Annotated in this window: 19 protein-coding genes; 11 read left to right on the plus strand and 8 right to left on the minus strand. The window is 60.9% G+C overall.

The genetic code is table 11. The annotated features are described in order from the left end of the window. Nucleotides 1-188 precede the first annotated feature (188 nt). The 3 genes from ACJJVH_RS32995 to ACJJVH_RS33005 all read left to right on the plus strand — a co-directional run bounded on the left by ACJJVH_RS32995 (nucleotide 189) and on the right by ACJJVH_RS33005 (nucleotide 3,781). The gene (locus ACJJVH_RS32995) at nucleotides 189-869 is read left to right on the plus strand and encodes a CBS domain-containing protein (RefSeq protein WP_112794712.1); all 681 of its coding nucleotides are present in this window, start codon (nucleotides 189-191) and stop codon (nucleotides 867-869) included. A gap of 63 nt (nucleotides 870-932) precedes the next feature. Further along, entirely contained in the window at nucleotides 933-1,448 is a 516-nt protein-coding gene (locus tag ACJJVH_RS33000; RefSeq protein ID WP_113404624.1) for a GNAT family N-acetyltransferase, read from the plus strand. Nucleotides 1,449-2,107: 659 nt separating this feature from the next. Then, nucleotides 2,108-3,781, plus strand: a complete 1,674-nt coding sequence (locus ACJJVH_RS33005) for a cyclic peptide export ABC transporter (protein WP_412066549.1) — start codon at nucleotides 2,108-2,110, stop codon at nucleotides 3,779-3,781. A 76-nt stretch (nucleotides 3,782-3,857) separates the two neighbouring features. Here ACJJVH_RS33005 and fhuB read toward each other — a convergent pair whose 3' ends face one another. From fhuB to ACJJVH_RS33030, 5 genes are all read right to left on the minus strand, one after another. Next, a complete protein-coding gene (gene fhuB, locus ACJJVH_RS33010) occupies nucleotides 3,858-5,816 on the minus strand; it encodes a Fe(3+)-hydroxamate ABC transporter permease FhuB (protein WP_412066550.1) in 1,959 nt (652 codons plus the stop codon). Nucleotides 5,817-5,830: 14 nt separating this feature from the next. After that, complete coding sequence (locus ACJJVH_RS33015; RefSeq protein ID WP_412066551.1) at nucleotides 5,831-6,628, minus strand: ABC transporter substrate-binding protein; 798 nt, start codon at nucleotides 6,626-6,628, stop codon at nucleotides 5,831-5,833. Nucleotides 6,629-6,750: 122 nt separating this feature from the next. Next, nucleotides 6,751-9,174 (minus strand): TonB-dependent siderophore receptor, encoded by a 2,424-nt coding sequence (locus tag ACJJVH_RS33020; protein WP_412066552.1) that lies wholly within the window; start codon nucleotides 9,172-9,174, stop codon nucleotides 6,751-6,753. A 150-nt stretch (nucleotides 9,175-9,324) separates the two neighbouring features. Further along, nucleotides 9,325-10,320, minus strand: coding sequence for a FecR family protein (locus tag ACJJVH_RS33025; RefSeq protein ID WP_412066553.1), 996 nt, complete (start codon nucleotides 10,318-10,320; stop codon nucleotides 9,325-9,327). Nucleotides 10,321-10,422: 102 nt separating this feature from the next. Beyond that, entirely contained in the window at nucleotides 10,423-10,911 is a 489-nt protein-coding gene (locus ACJJVH_RS33030) for an RNA polymerase sigma factor (protein WP_412066554.1), read from the minus strand. 224 nt (nucleotides 10,912-11,135) lie between these two features. Between ACJJVH_RS33030 and ACJJVH_RS33035 the strand changes: the two genes are divergently transcribed. Then, entirely contained in the window at nucleotides 11,136-12,092 is a 957-nt protein-coding gene (locus tag ACJJVH_RS33035; RefSeq protein WP_113384671.1) for a bile acid:sodium symporter family protein, read from the plus strand. Between the two features lie 232 nt (nucleotides 12,093-12,324). Next, nucleotides 12,325-13,125: a hypothetical protein gene (locus ACJJVH_RS33040; RefSeq protein ID WP_112794703.1), complete on the plus strand. Its 801-nt coding sequence runs from the start codon at nucleotides 12,325-12,327 to the stop codon at nucleotides 13,123-13,125. Between the two features lie 4 nt (nucleotides 13,126-13,129). On the opposite strand, the gene ACJJVH_RS33045 is transcribed toward ACJJVH_RS33040, so the two are convergent. Next, nucleotides 13,130-13,387 (minus strand): hypothetical protein, encoded by a 258-nt coding sequence (locus ACJJVH_RS33045; protein WP_412066973.1) that lies wholly within the window; start codon nucleotides 13,385-13,387, stop codon nucleotides 13,130-13,132. On the opposite strand from ACJJVH_RS33045, the gene ACJJVH_RS33050 reads away from it, so the two are divergent. From ACJJVH_RS33050 to ACJJVH_RS33065, 4 genes are all read left to right on the plus strand, one after another. Further along, a complete protein-coding gene (locus ACJJVH_RS33050) occupies nucleotides 13,375-13,647 on the plus strand; it encodes a hypothetical protein (RefSeq protein WP_412066966.1) in 273 nt (90 codons plus the stop codon). The two genes, ACJJVH_RS33045 and ACJJVH_RS33050, sit on opposite strands and share 13 nt — an antisense overlap. A 179-nt stretch (nucleotides 13,648-13,826) precedes the next feature. Next, the gene (locus ACJJVH_RS33055; RefSeq protein WP_113384673.1) at nucleotides 13,827-14,897 is read left to right on the plus strand and encodes an HlyD family efflux transporter periplasmic adaptor subunit; all 1,071 of its coding nucleotides are present in this window, start codon (nucleotides 13,827-13,829) and stop codon (nucleotides 14,895-14,897) included. Nucleotides 14,898-14,908: 11 nt separating this feature from the next. Next, the gene (gene rbbA / locus ACJJVH_RS33060; protein ID WP_412066555.1) at nucleotides 14,909-17,683 is read left to right on the plus strand and encodes a ribosome-associated ATPase/putative transporter RbbA; all 2,775 of its coding nucleotides are present in this window, start codon (nucleotides 14,909-14,911) and stop codon (nucleotides 17,681-17,683) included. Continuing rightward, on the plus strand, nucleotides 17,680-18,798 hold the full coding sequence (locus ACJJVH_RS33065; RefSeq protein WP_412066556.1) for an ABC transporter permease: 1,119 nt from the start codon (nucleotides 17,680-17,682) through the stop codon (nucleotides 18,796-18,798). Before rbbA ends, ACJJVH_RS33065 begins: the two co-directional genes overlap by 4 nt. A 97-nt stretch (nucleotides 18,799-18,895) precedes the next feature. Here ACJJVH_RS33065 and ACJJVH_RS33070 read toward each other — a convergent pair whose 3' ends face one another. Further along, nucleotides 18,896-19,459, minus strand: a complete 564-nt coding sequence (locus tag ACJJVH_RS33070) for an invasion associated locus B family protein (RefSeq protein ID WP_412066557.1) — start codon at nucleotides 19,457-19,459, stop codon at nucleotides 18,896-18,898. 239 nt (nucleotides 19,460-19,698) lie between these two features. Between ACJJVH_RS33070 and ACJJVH_RS33075 the strand changes: the two genes are divergently transcribed. Together ACJJVH_RS33075 and ACJJVH_RS33080 are read left to right on the plus strand one after the other, a co-directional pair. Beyond that, the gene (locus ACJJVH_RS33075; protein WP_162703888.1) at nucleotides 19,699-20,040 is read left to right on the plus strand and encodes a hypothetical protein; all 342 of its coding nucleotides are present in this window, start codon (nucleotides 19,699-19,701) and stop codon (nucleotides 20,038-20,040) included. A 204-nt stretch (nucleotides 20,041-20,244) separates the two neighbouring features. Next, complete coding sequence (locus ACJJVH_RS33080) at nucleotides 20,245-20,544, plus strand: hypothetical protein (protein WP_112794697.1); 300 nt, start codon at nucleotides 20,245-20,247, stop codon at nucleotides 20,542-20,544. 105 nt (nucleotides 20,545-20,649) lie between these two features. Here the strand turns inward: ACJJVH_RS33080 and ACJJVH_RS33085 are convergent, their stop codons facing one another. Further along, the gene (locus ACJJVH_RS33085; RefSeq protein ID WP_412066558.1) at nucleotides 20,650-21,522 is read right to left on the minus strand and encodes a CsgG/HfaB family protein; all 873 of its coding nucleotides are present in this window, start codon (nucleotides 21,520-21,522) and stop codon (nucleotides 20,650-20,652) included. Between the last annotated feature and the right edge of the window lie 19 nt (nucleotides 21,523-21,541).

A 21,541-nucleotide genomic window follows, 5' to 3' on the forward strand; every position in this document is an offset into this window, starting at 1 on the left:
CCCTACGACGACGCCTCGCTGCGGCATTGATCGGCGTCAAAAAAATCGCTTTTGCAGCCTCCATCCCGACGATGGCAGGCATCGTCCGTATTCACCGACCAATTTGACGCCGATCAATGTTGAATCGGCCAATCCATGGAAGAGATCGGATCAGCTTCAACAACAGTCCATCGTTCGGAGAGATTGCCATGCAGGCACGCGATATCATGACAACGAAGATCGTATCGATCGATGACTGCGCCAACGTCCGCCACGCCATCCGGCTGATGATCGAGAATGAAATCAGCGGCCTTCCGGTGCTCGACCGGTTGGGACGTGTCTGCGGCATGCTGACCGAAGGCGATCTGCTGTCACGCTGCGAAATCGGCTCTCTGCAGCAGTCATGTGCGGATATCGGCAAAGGCGACGACGCCCTCCTGAACTATATCAGGAGCAAAGCCTGGCGCGTCGGCGATGTCATGACGCCAAACATCATCGCCGTTACGCCGGATACGCCGCTTCCCACCATTGCCAAGCTCCTGGCATCCCACAGCATCAAGCGCGTGCTCGTTCTCGATGAGGGTCGGCTTGTCGGGCTTGTCAGCCGCCGCGATCTGCTGCGGGCCATCGCCGACATGACACCGGACGCGATCGCCCCCGGCGACGACGCTCTCAAGCTGGCCGTTACGACGCGTTTGAGAACGGAGCTGGGGCTTGGAACGGAGCGGATCAATGTCGCGGTCCACAATGCCCGGGTCCGCCTGACCGGAAGCATCGATTCGGAACTGCAGCGCCAGGCGATCAGGGTGCTCGTCGAGCGCATCGGCAGCACATACGGTTATATCGACGAAATGCATGTTGCACCCGGATTGCTTGAGCGCCGGCAATAAGGCCGCTGCGATCGCCAGCCGGGCGATGCAAGCGAAAGCCCATTCGAACACAGGAGACCGGCCATGTCGGAACAGAAATGGAGCATCACCACGCGCGAGGGCCTGCAAGTCTCGGTCAGACCGGCTGAGTTGGAGGACGAAGCGCTTCTGATCGAACTTTTCGATCACGTCAGCCCGCAAGACCTCCGCTTTCGCTTCCTGTCGGCGGTCAAACATGTCTCGCGCCGGCAGATCGCGGACCTGATCGGCGTCGATCACGGCGCCGTCGAAAGCTATATCGCCTTCGCGAAGGATACCGCCCCGCCGATCGCTACGGCCGTGCTCGCCTGCGATCGTGGGAAAAGGCGGGCCGAAGTCGCCATTTCCGTGCGAAGCGAATTCAAGGGGCACGGCCTCGGCTGGGGGCTTCTGGGCCTGATGGTTCAGGAAGCCGCGCGCCGCGGCATGGACAGGATCGAGTCCATAGAAGACAGAAGCAATCATGACGCCATAGCGCTCGAGCAGAACATGGGCTTCACGGTAAAGCCCTATCCGGACGATCCGACGCTGTTGCTGCTCTCGAAATCGCTCGCCCCCTAAAAAGCCGGGAGACGCTGCCGGCATCCGCCGCTCCCATAGCCATCGATAAGCGCGGCAAGAAGGCCAATGCGGCAGATTGGCCACGCCGACCCATGGCGGATACCGATAATCATGCCGCCATTCGTCTGGCTCCGAAAAGCCGGACAAGTCAAAGCACTCCGCACGAACGCATCCCCGAAGGGATCGCGGCCGTTTCCCTGTGCATGCCATGGCGGAGCGGAAAGCGCCCCGCTTCCTTGATATGCCGCCCGCAGCCCAACCCGTAATCCTGTCCACCGAAACGACGATATTGCACGCGTCACCGCGCCACGGTCGCTGACCGGCCGGCTTGGACCAGCCCTGCAATCGTTTCGAAAGCAGGCGCTGTCGAATGAACATCAGGCATTCCGGAAAAATATGATTAGAACCATCATATTTTCATGGCAAAAGCTCGGTGCGATCTGTGATTGCATGGAAAAATACGGTATCGGCAATGCGTGGACAGGACGTGCGAGTATTTTCCGCATTGTCGGCGTCCCCGATCGGCGCGCCACGCTTTCTTCGGCACATGCGGAGACGAATTTCGTGAACTCTCGAATTTTATGTTCCAATTTTCGCTGCCCGGTTCGTCTTACCTATAGGGACGCCGCATCGTCCTCGATGACCTTGGAGATGGACGATTGAAGCAGGAGAAGATTTTCGGTGTTGTGCTCGGCCTGCTGCGGCCCTTCTGGCCGGTGGTGACGTTCGCCACGGTCATCGGCATCCTGGGCGGCCTGGCGACGGCATGGCTGCTGGCGACGATCAACGCCGGTTTGCATGACGGCGACGGCGTCACCTTCTCCCTGCTGGCGCGCTTTGCCGGCCTGTGTGTCCTCAGCGTTGCCGGCACTGCGGTTTCCGGCGCGCTCAACAGCATATTCGGCCAGAAGATCATCGCCGCGCTGCGCAAGGATATTTCCGCGCGGATTCTGCGGGCGCCGATGGCGGCGCTGGAGGCACACCGCTCCTGGCGGCTGATGTCGGTGCTGACCGGCGATGTCGATACGGTTTCGGCCTTCACCTTCAATTTCTCCAGTTATGCGATCGCGCTCGCCATTATCATCGGCAGCCTTGCCTATCTGCTTTCGCTGTCGACGGTTGTCTTTCTGATGGCCGTCGTCTCGCTGGCGCTCGGCATCGTCATCAACATGATCTCGCAGCGCATCTGGATCCGCGACTATCAGGAGGTGCGGGTTGCCCAGGACGAACTGCACAAGCAGTACCGGGCGATCACCGACGGAGCAAAGGAGCTGAAGATCAGCCGGCCGCGGCGGGAACGCGTCTTCGGCGTCCTGCTGTCGGGTGCCGCAGACCGGATCGCCGCGCTGAAAAGCCGTGCCATGCGGCTGCACTGGACCGCCGACGCCGCCGGCTCGGCCGTCTTCTTCGTCATGATCGGATTGCTGCTGGCCGGCCGGAACCAGCTCGGCATCGACAGCACCGTGATCAGCGGCGCCATCATCGTGCTGCTCTATGTCAAGGGACCGGTCGAGCAGATCGCCGGCGCCCTGCCCGTCTTCGACCAGGCGCGGATCTCCTTTGCCCGCATTGCCGCGCTGTCGGCCGAGCTAGACCAGCACGAGCCCAACATCCCCCTGTCCGCGGCGGCCGAGGTCAACGCGACCGTTCCGGCGATACAGTCGATCGAGCTGCGCGGCGTCACCTATGCCTTTTCCGCCAAGGGCGATATCGCGCCCTTCGTGCTGGGGCCCATCGACTTCACCATCCGCGCCGGCGAATTGCTGTTCATCGTCGGCGAGAACGGCTCGGGCAAGACGACGCTGATCAAGCTGCTGCTCGGTCTGTACATGCCGCAGCAAGGCCTGCTTCTGCACGACGGCATGGTGGTGAAGCCGGAGGACCGCGACCGCTATCGCCAGCTTTTCTCGACGATCTTCTCCGACTACTACCTGTTCGACGACCTCGTCTACGGCACCCTGCCGGAAGCGGCGGGACCGCATCTGCAGCGGCTGGGCATCGCCCATAAGGTGAAGCTCGACGGCGATCGCTTCACGACGACGGACCTTTCGACCGGCCAGCGCAAGCGGCTCGCTCTCGTCCAGGCCTGGCTGGAGCAGCGGCCGGTCATCGTCACCGACGAATGGGCCGCCGACCAGGATCCGGACTTCCGCCGCGTTTTCTACGAGGAGCTGCTTCCCGAGCTGAAAGCCATGGGCCGGACGCTGATCGTGATTTCCCATGACGACCGCTACTTCCATGTCGCCGACCGCATCGTGCGTATGGCCGACGGCCGCATCGTCGAGGACCATCGCGCGCAGCAACCGGCTGACGCCAAGCTGTATTCATCCTGACAGGCGGACATCGCGGAGCGATTGCCGGCTGCGGCCGAAGAAGGATGCAGCCTTCCGTGTGTCGCCTCAATATCCCTTATCGCCTACTCAGGGTGGGCATGACGATCAGGAAAAAAACCATGCCAACCACACTTGCGAGCAGACCGGCGGGCAACTGATAGGGGAACGCCAGGTTGCGCCCCAGCCAATCGGCGGCCACCATCACCAGCGCACCGATCGCAGCCGAAACCGTCAGTTGGCTCTTCATTCCCTTGCAGCCGAAGAACGATGCCAAATGCGGCGCCATCAATCCGATGAAGCTTATCGGCCCGACCACGGTGGTAGCCGCTGCCGTAAGCACGGAAATGAGAAGAAGAAGCACTATTCTGACATTCGCAACATTCAAGCCGAGGGACAGGCTTGCGGGCTCGCCCAGCGAGAGGATCGTCAACCAACGGGAGCATCCCAGGCACAGGATGAAGCCGGTTATGCCGAGAGCCGCGATCACCTCCGCTTGCGCTTCCGTCACCTGATAGGTGGAACCGGTCAAGATAGGCAGCAGCATCCCCAATCTGGGATCGCCGCTCACGAGCAGAAACGATACGAACGCGCCAAACAGGGTGCTGATCCCGATGCCCGTCAGCAGCAGCCTGCCCGGAGAGGAAGATCGCCGCATCGCATAAAATACCAGGATGCAGAGGGTCAGGAATGCGCCGATGCTGCTTCCGGCAAGCTGGGCAATGCGGCTTGGCGCGGCAACGGCAAAAAACATGACCATGACGCCCAATATCGCTCCCGAGGACACGCCGAGAACTTCGGGCGATGCCATGGAGTTTCTTGTCAATTTCTGGACCATCCCACCCGCCAGCGCGATCATGCCGCCTGCGAAGAACGACGCGAGAACGCGGGGTCCGCGCCATGTCGCCAACGACACGAGGTCATCCCGGCGGGCGAACGCCCAGCCATCTACCGCCTTTCCAAAATCGAGGGCGAGTCCCGAAATCATGACCGCACAAACCGTCAGCACGGCCAGGATGACCGCCGGGTTCCGGTTTCGGCGAAAAATCGGCACGGAATCGTCCGGCTTCGGGGGACCGTTCGGCATCCGTCGCAACAGCAGCAGCAATAGCGGCGCACCGAACACCGCCGTCGCGCTTCCGGTCGGAATTCCGGGGATCACGGTGGCCGCCCACTGTACGATTTCGTCCGCGCCCCATAGCAGCAAAGCTCCCAAGACGGACGATGCGATCAATTGCATGCCGAATGGCCGCGCACCGATCAACCGCGCGATGGCAGGCGCCGCCAAACCGACGAAGGCGATCATTCCGACGGCTGCGGCAACGAATGCCGACAGCAGAACCGCCACGGCCAGAGCCATCAGGCGAACCGAGCGCGCCGACAATCCCAACGCACGCACGGCATCATCGCCGAGAGACATGACGGAAAGCGGCCGCAACAACAGCCAGAGCACGGCGCTGCAAGCGAGAAGGCGGGGCAGCATGTAGAGAACGGCCGACCAGTCGTTCTGAACCAACGAGCCGGAACTCCAGAAGAAATAATCTCCGAGGTACTGCCACCGAAACAGCATCAGGATGCCGGCAACGGAGTTGCACAACAGACCCACGACCAACCCCGAGAGAACGAGCGCCATGGCCGAGAACCTCGCCGCGCTTGCCGCGGCAAAAGCCAGCATAGTGGCGAAAAGCCCGCCAGCGATGGCCAGCCATTCCTTTCCCGACAGGAGCAGGGAGGGCGCGAATAGCGAAGCCGACATGATGGCCAGTTGCGAACCGGCCGTTACGCCGATCGTTGTCGGCTCGGCCAGCGGATTTCGCAAAACCCGCTGCATGACCAGCCCGGCCTGCCCGAGAGCCGCCCCTGCCAGCAGGCAAGCGGCAATCCGGGGCAGAAACTGAAACTCGACGGCAAGCGCCGTAAACCTCGGATTGCCGGGGGTCGACAGCATAAGGGACAGGCGACAAAGACTTGAAGCCGACAGCAGGACCGAAAGGATGACCAGCGTCAGTGCCGCACGGCTCGATCCCGATTTTCTCACTATCGCCCGGTCCATCATCGAACGGTCTGGCGATCATCGAGAGCATCGGCGATGAGCGTTGCGAAACGCGTGGCGCTCGGCAGGCCGCCGAAGATATCGATGGGCGGAAGGCTTCGAAAGCGCCCTGCCTGTATCTGCGGCAGGGCTTTCCATATCGGTCCGCCGGACAGGCGCCGCATCGCCAGCCCCGGCCCTTCCCAATATTGCCGAAGGTGCAGGATCACGGCTTCGGGCCGCGCTGCGAGAACCGCCGGATCGAGGCGGGACCATCCCCAGATGTCGGCGCCGGATTGCCACGCATTGTCGATGCCGAGCCGCCGCATCACTGCATCCATCAGGCTGTTATGGCCGTAGACCAGGAGGCTGGCCCCGTCCTGATTCAGATTGACCACATAAACCGGAGGTGTCTCTCGTGCCGCAATCGAACGTTTCAAATTGTCGAATTGCCGTTCGGCGGCAGCGCTGGCCTCATTGGCGACTTCCCCGGCGCCCACCCGCTTGCCGGTCACGAGTACCGCCCGCTCAATCCGGGAAAGCCAATCGTCGACGCTGTCGAAAAGGTCTAACGCCAGCCCCGGCGCGATGCGGCGCACCGGGGCGTCCCCGGCGAGGGGCCACGCCGACAGCAGCACATCGGGACGCAGGCTCTGTAGAAGTTCGAGGTTAGGTTCGGCCGGATGCCCTATGTCGATCACGCTCGCATCCAGGGCAAGATCGGAGCGTCCGGCGCGAAAACCGCCGGCAGTTGTCGCGGCAATCAAATTCGCGCCGGCGGAGACGGCAATCTGTGTCGCCGTGATATCCAGACTCACGAGCCGCGGGCCGATTTCCGTAGCCTGAGCCGGACCGGCGCCGGCAAATGCGGCCACCGCCGCCTGCAGAAAGCCACGCCTCCCGATCCCGTGAGACGTGACACGATGGAACCGCAAGGTTCCTACCACGTTGCCCTCACCTTGAAGAGGAAGGTGCGGGGATCGCCATAAAATCCGGTGGAAGTATTGTTGATCGACCGGATATATTCCCTGTTGAAGATGTTATCCACGCTCAACGACGCGGTATAATGATCGTTGATCTTGTAGGACACCGAGGCCGAAGCGGTCATGTAACCCGGTGCGACCAGCTTCCCGCCATCGTCTTTGTTATAAAAGCTGCTGGACGCGTAAAGACCGCCGCCAATCGTCCATTTGTCGAGGTCGTTCGGCAAGGTGTAGGTCGTCCAGAGCTTGAAGAGATGGCGCGGAGCGATCGAGCTGAAAGCGACATAGTCCGTGCTGTTACTATCGTCGTAGTTCTTGGTGTTCGTATAGGTGTAACCGGCAAAGACATTCCATTGATCCGTCACCTGGCCCGAGACTTCAAAATCGAGACCCTGGGAGCGTGCCTTGCCCTGAGCGAAGTAGATCGAGCCGGTGGGGTCGCTGGGATCGGCCATCGCGCGGTTCTTCTGCGTCAGGCTGAACAAGGCGACCGAGGCATTCAGCCTGTCGTCCAGGAAGCTGCCCTTGAGTCCGACTTCGTATTGCTGACCGTCCACAGGCGCCAGCAGCTTTCCGCTGACATCGCGCACGACTTGCGGCTGGAAGATCTTGGCATAGCTGCCGTAGACGGAGAAGGTATCGTTCAGATCATATACCAGCCCGGCAAACGGAATCGCCTTGGGGCCGATGTCGTCATGTATATTGGTATCGCCCCAGTAGTTCTCGTCGGCATTCGGCTTGTAGGAGCTGTTCCACCAGATGACACGTCCGCCCGCGACCAGCGTCAGGGGATCGGCAAGGCTGATCCTGGCGTTGCCGTAAACCCCATACTGGTTGGTTACGGTGCGGCGACCGTAGACATTTGGAAAATCCGGTTCGGGGACGTTCCAATCGAAAATGTCTCCGACATGGCTATAGAATTCGTTGCCGGACGGACCGTAATAGTTCTTCTGCTCCAGGTCTTCATGCGAAGCATTGACGCCAAATGTCAGCTTATGCTCGCGGCCACCCAGCTCGACCGGGCCTGTCGTGTACCAGTCGAGCGCATATTGCTGGTCGTCCTGAGCCCATTTGTTGGCAACGATGTCGGCCGTCAACGTGGAGGGATCGACCATGCTGTTGATCGAGTTTGCGATAATGCTGCTCTGGTAGCGGGCATAATTGAGGGTCGCCTTGGTCTTCCAGCCATTGTCGAATTGATGTTCGAGCTCGGCGAACGCGCCGGTCTGGCTGTATGTGCTCTTGTTCCAGGGCGACCCGAAGAATGTCGAGCGCGAAACGTCCAGAAACTTGTAGTCCGTCGTTACGGGAATACCGACCCAGTTTTCCTGCGCGGGGCTGCGCTGGTAATAGGCCCCACCCCGGATGGTCGTATCGTCTGAAATGTCGCCTTCGAGCACGCCGTAGATCTGTCCGAGCCTGCGATAGGTGTCGTCCTCCTTGAAGTCCTGGGTCTGCAACGTGCCCACGACGCGGCCGCGCAGGCTGCCGTCGCTGTTCAAGGGGCCGGTGACGTCGAGCTCGTTGCGAAGATTGCGGTAGGAGCCGGCGGAGACTTCGTCGGTAACATGAAACTCGTCCATCGGGAGCTTTCGAACGAGATTGATCGTGCCGCCCGGAGAGCCGAGACCGTTCAGCAAGCCCGCCGGCCCTCTTAGAACCTCGACGCGATCGTACATGGCGAGATCCTGCGCCGAGGTCGGCAAAGCGATATTCGTTGGAACGCCGCCGATCTGGATCGTGTTCACCTGAAAGCCGCGCGAATAGTAGGCGGGACGGTCGGAATCCGCTTGCTGCACGACCATGCCCGTCGCATTGGCGATCGCCTGATCGAGGGTCGTCAGGTTCTGGTCCTCGATACGCTTGCGGGTGACGACAGACACGGACTGCGGGGTTTCCTTGATCGGAACTTCTTCCTTCCCCGCCACATTCGCGTAGCCGCTGCCATAGGAATTCGTGCCCTCGGTGGTTGCCGACGCGCCCTTGACGACGATCGGAGCAAGCGTCGTCGCATCGGAGGCAGTGCCGGTGCCGCCAACTCGCGAGGCGCCGGCGATCGTAACCGTATTTGAATTCGTGAAGCTGTATTGCAGTCCGGAACCGCTCAGGAGCACCCCGATTGCCTGGGCGGTGCTCATGGAGCCATGGACCGGCCGGCCGATCGCCGATGCCGCCGGCGTTTCGGGGAAGACGACGTTGATGCCCGTGGCGCGAACGATATCGTTCATCGCCTCGCGGATCGGCTTTGCGGGAATGTCGAAACTATGCGTTCTCTGGTCAACAGCCTGGGCGAGCGCTTTCGTGTAGCTTATGCTGTTTCCGGCAGCGCCTGCCAAAACCGTCGCCGCAAGCAGGACATAGGTCCTGCCTTTCGTTGTCATGCCCCTCATACGTCCGCCCTTGCTATCTTCGAAACGCGAGAGAAGCCGGCGAGCCCTTCTTGCCAGCCTCCTCACAGTGTCTATCGCCGGGCAGGAGCGCGTACCCTCATATTTTCCGAAAAAATTTCCGGCGAAGCCTTTGCAATCGCACTATGGGCCGATGACGGTCAGCTTCCCGAAGCTGCGCATCTGGAATCCTACGGACGACTGGACGGCGGCAAGTGCCTTGTCGGTATCATCCAGCGAAATATTGCCGCTGACCCTCAGATTGCCGATGGCGGAGCCGATGACGACGATTCTCCCGTCCCGATACCGCTCTATCTGGGCAAGCACATTGGTCAGCGGGGCATTGTTGAAGACGAACCGGCCCTCATGCCAGGCCATCTCGTCCGGGATGACGGCTTCCCTCACCCGGCCCATTCCGGATTCGCCATAGTCCACGCTTTCGCCGGGCTTCAGCAGCACGTCCTGCCCGTCTCCGCTGATGCCGACTTCGACGCTGCCTCTCGCAAGAGTGACCGTCACCTGACGATCCTCGTTCATCGCGACGTCGAATTCGGTCCCAAGTACCCTCGCCTGGCCGTTTTGCGCCTCGACGACGAACGGCTTGCCCGTGTGGACGACCGAAAAGAAAGCCGTGCCACGCAAAAGGCGCACGCGCCTTTCCGGCCCCGACAGCGCAACATCGATCGCCGTGTCCGCATCCAGCAACACATGCGACCCGTCGGCCAGGGTAATCTGCCGCCGCTCGCCTCGCGGAGACACGAAATCCGCCTGCATATCCTGCAAAAGAGTCGGCCGCTCCAGCCAAAGCCAGCAGCTTGCCACCAGAAGCGCGAGACAGCCGACGATGACCGGTCCGAGCTTGCCTGTCTTCCGTTCGTCGCGAAGACGGCGAATCCTCTCCAAAGGAGCGGCGAGATCGGAGTCTTCATGAGGCGTCGAAAGCTGCGCATTCGATCCCATGTCCCGCCACAGACCGCGTAATTGGTCGTAGGCTTGCCGGTGATCGGAGGATGCCTGCAGCCAGCGCTGAAAGTCGCTTTTCTCCTGGCGCGACGGCTTGCCGTTCATGCGGGTGAACCAGGCAACGGCCTCCCGCTCGATCAATGACTGGTCGCGTAACTGTTGTCGATCGTCTGTCATCGAATGAAATCACCTGCCGTCGCGCTTAGGCGAACACGGTTCCCCATGCTCTTCATATCCTATATCGCGCGATGCGCATGCCTACCCTCAGGAATAGGACGGCTATAGCGCATTTTTGCAGGCAAGAAGCGCTTTTGCGATTTCGCGCTCGACGGTGCTGTAGGAAATATTGAGGCCGAACGCTATTTCGTCATACGTGCAGTTGTGCATCCGGTTGAGCAGGAAAACCTGCCGCGTTCGTTCGGGCAAGGTTCCGATCGCCGCCTGCAGCCGCTGGACGTCCTGGCGGGCGACAACGATCTGATCCGGCTGTATGACGGGAGGTGCATATTGTTCCTCCCGCAAGCCGCCGAGAAGCCGTTCGCGGCGCTGCTCCGCCCGAAATTGGCTGATCGCCATATATTGCGTAGCGCGAGAGAGATAGGCCGGCGTGAGCGTGATATGCTCCACTGCCCGGGACCAGACGGCGGCAAAGACGTCCTGCACCACATCCGCGGCATTCGAGCGGCCGACTTTTCGCCCGGCCAGGCGTTCAAGGCGCATCCGCTCGGAAGCATAGAGGGATTCGATTTCGGATTGCTTTGTCGTCACGAGAGGCGCCTGCGACCACGCTTAAACTGGAGTTTAAAACTCCGCTTATAGCGTTTTGAGATCTTCCGCAATTACAATTTGGATGAACGCGGTTTGCGCAGGCCATTCTTCCGGCCCACGGCCAACTGTCTCGCCAGAGCGAACGCTTTGGGGCACGCATGCGCTTGACTCGAGGCTCTGAAGGGATAAGGGGCGTTCATCAGCCCCCCCCGGAGGAGACTACGTTGAAAGCGCTCGCATCATTTTCGGCATTCGTCGGCAAGACGTTTGCGATCTGGGTCATCCTGTTTGCCGTTCTCGGATTCCTCCTGCCTGACGTCTTCAAGCAGTTCGCGCCCTATATCGTTACCCTGCTCGGCATCATCATGTTCGGCATGGGTCTCACCATTTCCATCGACGATTTTCGTGAACTGGGCCGCCGGCCGGTGGAAGTCGCCATCGGCGTCGTGGCTCATTTCGTCATCATGCCGGCCCTCGCCCTTCTGCTCACACGCATCATCCCGATGCCGCCCGAAGTCGCCGCCGGCGTCATCCTCGTCGGTTGCTGCCCCGGCGGGACCTCCAGCAACGTCATGACCTATCTCGCCAAGGGGGATGTGGCGCTCAGCGTTGCCTGCACGAGCGTCACGACGCTCGCCGCACCGATCGTGACGCCCTTCCTCGTCTGGATGTTTGCCAGCCAGTATCTGCCGGTGAATGCCTGGGCCATGTTTGTCGGCATCCTGCAGGTCATCATTCTGCCGCTCGCCCTCGGCTTCCTGGCGCAAAAGCTGCTTCCGCGCGTCGTCAAGACGGCAATACCCGTGCTTCCCATCGTCAGCGTAATCGGTATCGTATTGATCGTTGCGGCCGTCGTCGGCGTCAGCAAGGCCGCGATCGCGCAGTCGGGCCTGCTGATCTTCGCCGTGGTGGTGCTGCACAACGGCCTCGGCTATCTTCTCGGCTTCTTTGCCGCCAAGGCGTTCGGCCTCAATCTCTACAAGCGAAAAGCCCTGGCAATCGAGGTCGGCATGCAGAACAGCGGCTTGGGTGCCGCTCTTGCGACCGCCTATTTTTCACCGCTCGCCGCCGTGCCGAGCGCGATCTTCAGCGTTTGGCACAATATCTCCGGCGCGCTGATTGCAAACTATTTCTCCGGGCGTACGGACGACGCCAAAGCCGAGTCCATCGGCGCCAAGTGACCTGTGGACGATAGCGGATCGAACGCCTTCGGCCAGAACCGCTATCCCTCCGTCCTCCGCGCCCCCCCCCCCCAAAAAACAAGCCGATGCATTTGCCGTTTCCCGGTCCGCATAGGCAAGGCCTCGGCCGCTTCCGCCATTGAACTTCCGCGTTGAGACGGGGCTTTTGATCTCCCGTTCCGCCGGAAGACATGACATAATCCGAAGCCAGGTGGAGTTGGAGCATTTCTCGATGCCGCGCGAAGCGATCTGGACGCTGGTTTTGTTCGTTCTCCTTGTGATCAGCGCCGCAGCAGGCTCGCTGCTGCGCGCCAGATTGCCCGCTCCCCATCGCGGCAGCGAGACGATAGACTTCCTTCGAGTCGTAACGGCCTTGCTCGTGACTTTTGCCGCGCTCGTGATGAGCCTGCTGCTGGCGTCCGAACTCACCGCATTCACGACAGCCTCCCATGATCGCAATCACTACGCGGCGAGCCTCTCGGAAATGGATGCATGCCTGAGAAACTATGGCTCCGCACTGGACGGAGAAAGGCAACTTTTGCGCAGCTATACAGCCGCGGTCATTGCCAGCACATGGCCGGGAGAGCCCCTGCCCGCGGGAGCGACACATCCCGACATAGCGAAATTGCCGCTGACCGGAGAAGCACCCGTTCTGGGGACAATTCTGAACAACATTGGCCTTGGCATTGCCCGTCAGCAGCCGGGCGACCCGTTGCATCAGGTCCTCGCGGCCCGTTGCAGCCAGCTTTTCAGCAATCTCATGGTCGGGCGATGGACCGTCATCGAGGACGCCCACGGCTCGCTTTCAGCGCCGTTTCTGGGCGTGCTGATCTTCTGGCTTATGCTGGTTTTCCTGAGCTTCGGGCTTCAGGCCCCCAGAAATCCGCTCGCGGCCTCCCTTGTCGTCGTCGCCATCGTTTCGGTCGCAAGCGTCATGTTCGTGATCCTGGACCTTGATCTTCCCTATGGAGGCTTTTTCGGTATTTCGAGCGTATCGATGCGGCATGCTCTTGCCGACATGTTGGTCCAGTAGGGCATCAGCCACGATATAAAGCCTGTTTGATCCCGGCATTTGACGATGCGATCTTCCCGCACTCCATGCCCGGCAAAAATGCGCCGATAATCGATGCAATGGCGTCATGCGCCTGTTCCGGAATGCCGGAGACATCGCCAGTCTCCCCGGCGGCAACGGAGCGGACCTCCACCAACTCCAGCAAGACATCGCGATGCAACCGAGCATACCGAAAGTCGCGCACGAAGCTCGTTTGGATTGCTGGCAGTATTGAAAACCGCACGTCTCCTTGTTACCGTGGGTTTCCGGGCGCGGGTGGTTGCTACCCGCTTCGGACTGTCTGGTCTGCTCGTCATATCGACACGTTCCGGGCTTGCGGATATTGATGCCACATCGTTGCGATTGCCGGCGTCCTGGACATTATCCGCGCCGAATGCGCGACGGTTCCCCGGGGCGGTCGCCTTTGTCAATGTGGCCGCCGGAACGGCATATCACTTCGTCCTCGGCGGTCGCGCTTGCAGCGGTCGCTTTCAGCCAGCATAGCCGCGCTTCTCGCCGGCATTTTCGCAGTCAAGACAACCCCGTTGATGGAGTGCCTTGTGATGGAACGCTTGCCGGAAACAGTAACCAGGCCGCCGATTGCGCGATGGGCGATCGAGAGCTTCAGGTAGTTTGCGTATGCGGCCCGATATCGTGCGGGTCGATGGCTTATGGAGAAGGCAATGGCTGTTTCACGAAAGACCTGGCTTGCAGGCGCGATCATCCTCATCGTTGCGGCAGGCGGCTACTATGCCTGGACGCTCGTCAACGACCGCGGCCTTCCCAGCGGTTTTGCCGCAAGCAACGGCCGTATCGAAGCGGTCGAGATCGACATCGCGGCCAAGACGGCGGGACGATTGCAGGATCTGACGGTTCGCGAAGGGGATTTCGTCACCGCCGGCCAAACGCTCGCCCAGATGGATACGGCGCAGCTCGATGCGCGCAAGCGCCAGGCCGAAGCGCAATTGCGCCGCGCCGAGATCGCCATCGACACCGCCCACAGCCTTGTCGCCCAGCGCCAGGCGGAAAAGACGTCTGCGCTCGCCGTCATCGAGCAGCGAAAAGCCCAGCTGGATTCAGCGAGCAAGACCAATGCCCGCAACAGGCAGCTGCTGAGCAGCAATACCGTCTCACAGCAAGTCGTCGACGATAGCGAGGCGAACGAGCAGGCGGCACGGGCAACCCTCGCATCTGCACAGGCCGCACTCGCGGCGGCGGACGCCGCCATCAACGCCGCCAAGGCACAGGTCGTCGACGCGGAAGCCGCCGTGGATGCCGCCAAGGCCGAAATCGAAAGCATAGAGACGGATATTTCGGACAGCACCCTCAAGGCGCCGCGGGACGGCCGCATCCAGTATCGCATTGCCCAGCCCGGCGAAGTGCTGGCAGCCGGCGGACGCGTGCTGAACCTCGTCGATCTCGGCGATGTCTATATGACCTTCTTCCTTCCGACCGAACAGGCGGGCCGCACCTCGATCGGGTCGGACGTCCGCCTCGTGCTCGATGCCGCACCGCAATACACGATACCCGCCAAGGTCTCCTTCGTCGCCGATGTCGCGCAGTTCACGCCGAAAACCGTCGAAACGGAGGAAGAACGGCAGAAGCTCACCTTCCGCGTTCGCGCCCAAATTCCCCAGGAGCTGCTGAAAAAATACATCCAGTACGTCAAGACAGGGCTGCCCGGCATGGCCTATGTGCGCCTCGACCCGCAGGCGCAATGGCCTGACAATCTCGAACGCAATCTCGTCAAGTAGCGGTTGACGACATGGTCGAAACCGTCGAACGCACCAAGAGGAACGACGAGGATGGCGGCGTTGTCGCCAGGCTGACCGATGTCGGCCTCGTCTACAAGAGCGCCGTCGGCCTCGATCAGGTCACGCTTGCGATACCGGCGGGCAGGATGACCGGCCTGATCGGCCCCGACGGTGTCGGCAAATCAAGTCTCCTGTCGCTGATTTCCGGAGCTCGCGCCGTTCAGACGGGGCGCGTGGAGGTGTTCGGCGGCGACATGAGCGATGCCCGGCATCGCGACCGCAGCTGCCCGCGGATTGCCTATATGCCGCAAGGGCTTGGCAAGAATCTCTACCCGACGCTGTCCGTTTTCGAGAATGTCGATTTCTTCGGGCGCCTTTTCGGCCAGGACAGGAAGGAACGAGAAACCAGGATCGGCGAGCTGCTCGACAGTACCGGTCTCGGACCGTTTGCGGAGCGCCCGGCGGCAAAATTGTCTGGTGGCATGAAGCAGAAGCTCGGGCTGTGCTGCGCGCTCATTCACGATCCGGACCTGCTTATTCTCGACGAGCCGACGACCGGCGTCGATCCCCTGTCACGCCGGCAGTTCTGGGAGCTGATCGGCAGCATTCGGGCAAGCAGGCCGGGAATGAGCGTCATCGTTGCGACGGCCTACATGGAGGAAGCCGCCGATTTCGACTGGCTGATCGCGATGAATGCCGGCAAGGTGCTTGATACCGGCACCCCGAAGCAGCTTCTTGAGCGGACCCAGACCAGGGATCTCGACGCCGCCTTCATCGCCATGCTGCCGGAGGCCGACCGCCGCGACTACCACGAGATTGTCATTCCGCCGCGTCCGCAAGCGACGGACGGTGTTTATGCCATCGAGGCCAGCCATCTCAGCATGCGCTTCGGCGATTTCACCGCCGTCGACGATGTCAGCTTCCAGATCCCGAAGGGCGAGATATTCGGCTTCCTGGGTTCGAATGGCTGCGGCAAGACCACGACGATGAAGATGCTGACGGGCCTGCTCGCCGCCAGCGAAGGCGAGGCCAAGCTTTTTGGCCGCAAGGTCGATGCCAGCGACATGGCGGTCAGGCGTCGCGTCGGCTATATGAGCCAGGCCTTCTCGCTCTACAGCGAGCTGACCGTTCGCCAGAACCTCGATCTGCATGCGCGTCTTTTCCGGTTGCCGGAAGAGCGGATTCCGGGGCGCATCGCCGAGATGACGGATCGGTTCGGACTGGAGAATGTGATGGACGCGCTGCCGGACGCCTTGCCGCTCGGCATCCGCCAGCGTCTCTCGCTGGCCGTCGCGATGATCCACGCGCCTGACATTCTCATTCTCGACGAGCCGACGTCCGGCGTCGATCCCGTCGCCCGCGATGCCTTCTGGCAGATCCTTGTCGACCTGTCTCGCAAGGACGACGTGACGATCTTCATCTCGACCCACTTCATGAACGAAGCCGAACGCTGCGATCGCATCTCGCTGATGCATGCCGGAAAGGTGCTGATCAGCGACACGCCGGCCGCCATTGCCAGGAGCCGCAACGCGGCAACGCTCGAAGATGCCTTCATCGCCTATCTCGAGGAGGCGGCCGGTATCGTTCGCGGCGAGGAGGCCAGGCCTGTCGTCGTGGCGGGCGCTCACACGGCAACCCCATCGCCCGCGCATAGCCGCCTCTTCGATTTTCGCCGCATGTTCAGCTACACCCGCCGCGAAGCGCTGGAACTGCAGCGGGATCCGATCCGTGCCACGCTTGCCGTTCTTGGAAGCGTGATCCTCATGCTCGTCATCGGCTACGGCATCAACCTCGACGTCGAGGACCTGACCTTTGCCGTGCTCGACCGCGACGATTCGACCATCAGCCGCGATTACGTGCTCGACATAGCCGGCTCCCGTTACTTCATCGAAAAAGCGCCGATCAGGGATTATGCCGACATGGACCGGCGCATGCGGGACGGAGAGCTCAGCCTCGCCATCGAGATCCCGCCCGGCTTCGGCCGAAACGTGCTGCGCGGCGACAATGTGGAAATCGGCGCGTGGATCGATGGCGCCATGCCGCAACGGGCCGAAACGGTGAGAGGCTATGTTCAGGGCATGCATGCCAACTGGCTCGCTCGCAAGGCGAAGGAGCTTTACGGGGCAGCGGCCACGCAAGGCGCGTTCACCATCGAAACGCGCTTCCGATACAATCCCGATGTCAAAAGCCTCGTGGCGATGGTCCCCGCCGTCATCCCGCTGCTGCTGATGCTGATCCCGGCCATGCTCGCAGCCCTGAGCGTCGTGCGCGAAAAGGAGCTCGGCTCGATCATCAATCTGTATGTCACCCCCGTCAGCAAGCTCGAATTCCTCATCGGCAAACAATTGCCCTACGTCGCGCTCGGGGTCGTGAATTTTCTGCTGCTGACCGCTTTTGCCACGCTGGTCTTCCGAGTTCCGTTTACAGGCAGCTATCTGACCTATCTGACGGCGGCGCTCCTGTATGTCGTCATCGCCACCTCGATCGGCATCGTCATTTCAGCCTTCATGAAGAGCCAGATCGCAGCGATTTTCGGAACCGCGCTGCTGACCCTGATACCGGCGACGCAATATTCGGGCATGATCGATCCGGTGTCGTCGCTGCAGGGCGCCGGCGCCCTGATCGGCAAGATTTATCCAGCTACCTATTTCATGACGATTTCACGCGGCACCTTCTCCAAGGCGCTCGATTTCACCGGCCTTTATGGCTCCTTCGTTCCACTACTGATCGCGATTCCCGTCCTCTCGGTCCTGGGTACGCTTCTCATCAAGAAGCAGGAGGGATGACGTTGTCACTATCCAATATCCTGCAATTGGGAATGAAGGAGTTGCGCGGGCTGGCGCGCGATCCGATGCTCGTTCTGCTCGTCGTCTACGCGTTCTCGCTGCAGATCTATACCGGCTCAAGCGCCCTGCCCGAAACGCTGAACAATGCCGCCGTCGCCATCGTAGACGAGGATCAATCGCCACTGTCGGGGCGCATCAGCACGGCATTCTATCCGCCATATTTCGTGCCGCCCAAGCAGATTTCGATCGCCGAGATGGACCAGCGGATGGATGCGGGCCTGGACACGTTTGCGCTGAACATTCCGCCGGACTTTCAGCGCAAGGTCATGGCGGGACAGCAGCCGGCGCTTCAGCTCAATGTCGATGCAACCCGCATGAGCCAGGCCTTCACCGGCAGCGGCTATATCCAGACCATCGTGACGAGCGAGGTCGATGAGTTCATGAACCGCTATCGAGCCGCCAGCAATGTGCCGGTGGACCTGACGCTGCGGGCCAGATTCAATCCGCAGCTCAACAAATCCTGGTTCGGTTCGATCAACAACATCATCACCTCGATCACGATGCTTTCGATTGTGCTGACGGGTGCTGCCCTCATCCGGGAAAAGGAACACGGCACGATCGAGCATCTGCTCGTCATGCCCGTGACGCCGCTGGAAATCATGGTCAGCAAGATCTGGTCGATGGGGCTTGTGGTTCTGGTCGCAACGGCGTTCTCGATCTTCGTCGTGGTCAAAGGCCTGCTTGCCATCCCCATCGAAGGCGCGATGACGCTTTTTCTGCTGGGGACCGCGCTGCAGCTTTTCGCGACGACGGCAATGGGGATCTTCCTGGCGACCGTAGCGGGCTCCATGCCGCAATTCGGCCTGCTCCTCATTCTCGTCCTGTTGCCGCTCCAGGTTCTGTCCGGCGCCATGACGCCGCGCGAAAGCATGCCCGATATCATTCAATACATCATGCTTCTGGCACCGAACACGCATTTCGTGATCCTGGCGCAAGCCGTGCTCTTCCGGGGCGCCGGCATCGATGTGGTCTGGCCTCAGCTTCTATCGTTGCTGGCAATCGGCATGGTCCTGTTTTTCCTTGCCTTGCGACGCTTCAGACAATTCCTGAGCTGATGGCCACCGGCGGCCACCAGCCCGGACCCGATGTCCTATGTATGCGTCACGGCATGGACATCGGCATGTCGATGTCCGGCGTTGCCGATGTATCCCGTCATCCATTGTTCTCGATCATCGCGCGATAGGCCGCGTTGAAGCCGCCCAGGGATATCGGAAGTTCCGCTGTATTGCCCTGCATCATCCGGATCGAGACCTTTCCCGATTTTTCCTTCATCAGCGCATCGAGCATCCCGGGAGGGCACAGGCCCTCCACCAGGCATCCCTGCGTGGTGCAACGCGACACCTTCGCCGTCGTCGAATATTTGCCGCCAAATCCGATCTTCACACCGGACTGAATGGAAAAGCCAAGCGGAAGAGCCATTTGCATCCCCACCTTGTTTTCGGCGGAGCGCGCCATGCTGATCACCATGAACACCTGCTTTTGATCCGCTGAGGTCAGCCTGTATGTGATCTGGCAGGAAGGCTTCATCGATTTGTCGGAACTGCACTGCAATGTCCACGCCTCAAACTTCTGTTCCGTGACCTGCGGGCCGCCGGGCTGGGCTGCCGGCGCGCTTGCAGACACGGCGGGCGCCGCGCCGCTCTTGTCAGGCTCGACCGTCCCCTTCTGCGGATCGGATTGCGGCGCAGCCGCATTGTTGTCGGCACCGGACGCCATGGGTGCGACAGCCTGCGCAAACAAGAAAACGACACAGCATACAGCTCTCTGCCAATATAGATTCATGGTCCCCTCCAAGATTTTGTTTGCTATTTTACAATATATGAGCAATAATGTCGAACGAAACGCGAATTAAAGCGTAATTTATAGAATAAATTCCCGATAACATTTCAGTTTTCTGCTTTTAAGCAGAAAATTGCGGCGTTCAATATTTTAAAACCCGCAAGGAATAAGTTCAGATGGCACCAATGATCATTGCTGGCTATTCTCTCGTCACTGTCCTCGCGCTGAGCGACGGAGCCGTATTTGGCGAAAGCTATCTACAGCAAGCGCCTGCCACGAATACGAACCCTGCCTTTGTCGAACAGCTTCCGGAGACATCGGTCGTGCCTGCGATCCAGCCGCCCACCAATAGCCGTACTTCTCCGCATAAATCAAAACAGCCGCCGCGCGCGCGTCCGCACACCCTGTTGGCAAACAGCGTCTTTCCCAGCGTTGGCAGCGGCGTCACCGAGCGGGCAGCGCCGGGGCCGCTGGACAATCGCCTGCCGACGGTCGGGGCCGGCACGGTAGGGCACTGAGATATCGTCGATTTGCCTGCCGGAATGCTCGGACGCCGATCGCCGATGAGTTCGCCAGCCGCGACAAGGACTGTATCGGAGCCGGCGACCGGTAGCGAATGAGAAACCTGGCCGGCGCCCAGACGATCGGACTTCCGCAAGCGGTATTTCCGTAGCCGACAGCGCAAAATCGGCTCACTGTTACGATCCAGGAGCAACATCGAAATGGCACACTCCAATAAGGCCATTGCGGCCACAGTCCTGATACTTGCCGGAGTGCTTGGTTCGGCGGATGCCTTTGCCGCCGACCAACCCATTATCCGGCGTTCCGGATTCTCGGAAACCCGCATCCCCCAGGTGACCGGGCGCGTTCCCATCAGGAAGAACGGCAATCCCGAAAAGGGAACAGCTGCCAAGGCATTGACCAAGTCAAATTCGAGCGGCGGCACGCAAAACGAAACCGTGAGCTGCGGACCCGAAAATGCCCAATCCGATATCTGCCGGAAAGCGATCCAGCACCGCTAGGGCGGCTCGGCTTTTCACGGAATCGCCGAACCGCTCACTCTCGTTGTCCTGGCGCAATGCCGGACGGAAAACCGCTGCGCACCTTTCCCGGAATTGCTCTGGTCTTCATGAACTCTTCGGCTTGCCGGCGATCACGGGCGGCTTCGATGCCGCCTCGACGGCCGGCTGGGTGGCGCTGACCTGCTGCGGATCGACGGCTGAAACGATCGGCCTGCCGTTCCCGTCCAGCTTATAGGTCATCGCCCTTTGATGCTCGTCCAGATAGCGCATGAACGCCGCTCCGGCCGCGGGATCCTTGAATTGCCACAGTCCGTTTTTCACGCCTTCGAAGATCAGCGAATAGACGGCAAGCTCTATTCCCTCCTGAACCCCCAGCGTGGTCGGCGCGTTTCGCGTGATGCCGCCCTCGATCTGAAGCAGCTGATCGACACCGACGAAGCGGAAAGCCGAGCCCTGAAGCTGGACGGAGTAGACGGTTTTCGTGGTGCTTACGGAGGCGAGCACGCGCCCGGTGCTGACGCTCACGGCACGCAGCGACACGGTCACGATATCCTTACGATATTGCGTGTTTCCGCCGATGCCGAGATAATTGGCGCCGAGGCCGCCGGTCGTCTCGTTCGAATCGTAGCCGACAATACCGCCATCAAGCAGAACGCCGGCAAACCGAAGCGGAGGTATGCCGCCGGCCTTGGCGCCATAGACCGCCGCGCGCGTATTCTGGATGATCTGCCGCTCCTGCAACAGCGATTGAAGATCGGTGCGCTCGACGACATTGAACCAGTTGCCGTTGCCCGCCTTGGTCAGGACATCGGTCAACAGCTGCGCGCCGCCTTGCGTGAGAGCGCGAGAAAACTCGGCGAAGTTTTCGTTGGGTTTGTTTTGCCCCGTAAGATCGGGAAACGCATACACCGCCACGTCCAGCGCCTGCTTGGGCTGGGGCAGGCTTTCCAGCGCCACGCCCGTCTTTGTCGCCGGCATGAGCGTTGCCGGAGTACTC

It is taken from the genome of Rhizobium sp. SYY.PMSO (assembly GCF_046840415.1).
Classification (GTDB): Bacteria; Pseudomonadota; Alphaproteobacteria; order Rhizobiales; family Rhizobiaceae; genus Rhizobium.

Excerpts from the sequence above, each read along its gene's own strand:
- ACJJVH_RS33040 (WP_112794703.1), top strand. The coding sequence starts at position 12,325 with ATGCCGCGCGAAGCGATCTGGACGCTGGTTTTGTTCGTTCTCCTTGTG.
- ACJJVH_RS33055 (WP_113384673.1), top strand. The coding sequence starts at position 13,827 with ATGGCTGTTTCACGAAAGACCTGGCTTGCAGGCGCGATCATCCTCATC.
- ACJJVH_RS33070 (WP_412066557.1), bottom strand. The coding sequence starts at position 19,459 with ATGGCGTCCGGTGCCGACAACAATGCGGCTGCGCCGCAATCCGATCCG.
- ACJJVH_RS33025 (WP_412066553.1), bottom strand. The coding sequence starts at position 10,320 with ATGACAGACGATCGACAACAGTTACGCGACCAGTCATTGATCGAGCGG.
- ACJJVH_RS33085 (WP_412066558.1), bottom strand. The coding sequence starts at position 21,522 with ATGCCGGCGACAAAGACGGGCGTGGCGCTGGAAAGCCTGCCCCAGCCC.
- ACJJVH_RS33020 (WP_412066552.1), bottom strand. The coding sequence starts at position 9,174 with ATGACAACGAAAGGCAGGACCTATGTCCTGCTTGCGGCGACGGTTTTG.
- ACJJVH_RS33065 (WP_412066556.1), top strand. The coding sequence starts at position 17,680 with ATGACGTTGTCACTATCCAATATCCTGCAATTGGGAATGAAGGAGTTG.
- ACJJVH_RS33075 (WP_162703888.1), top strand. The coding sequence starts at position 19,699 with ATGGCACCAATGATCATTGCTGGCTATTCTCTCGTCACTGTCCTCGCG.
- ACJJVH_RS33080 (WP_112794697.1), top strand. The coding sequence starts at position 20,245 with ATGGCACACTCCAATAAGGCCATTGCGGCCACAGTCCTGATACTTGCC.
- ACJJVH_RS33000 (WP_113404624.1), top strand. The coding sequence starts at position 933 with ATGTCGGAACAGAAATGGAGCATCACCACGCGCGAGGGCCTGCAAGTC.
- rbbA (WP_412066555.1), top strand. The coding sequence starts at position 14,909 with ATGGTCGAAACCGTCGAACGCACCAAGAGGAACGACGAGGATGGCGGC.
- ACJJVH_RS32995 (WP_112794712.1), top strand. The coding sequence starts at position 189 with ATGCAGGCACGCGATATCATGACAACGAAGATCGTATCGATCGATGAC.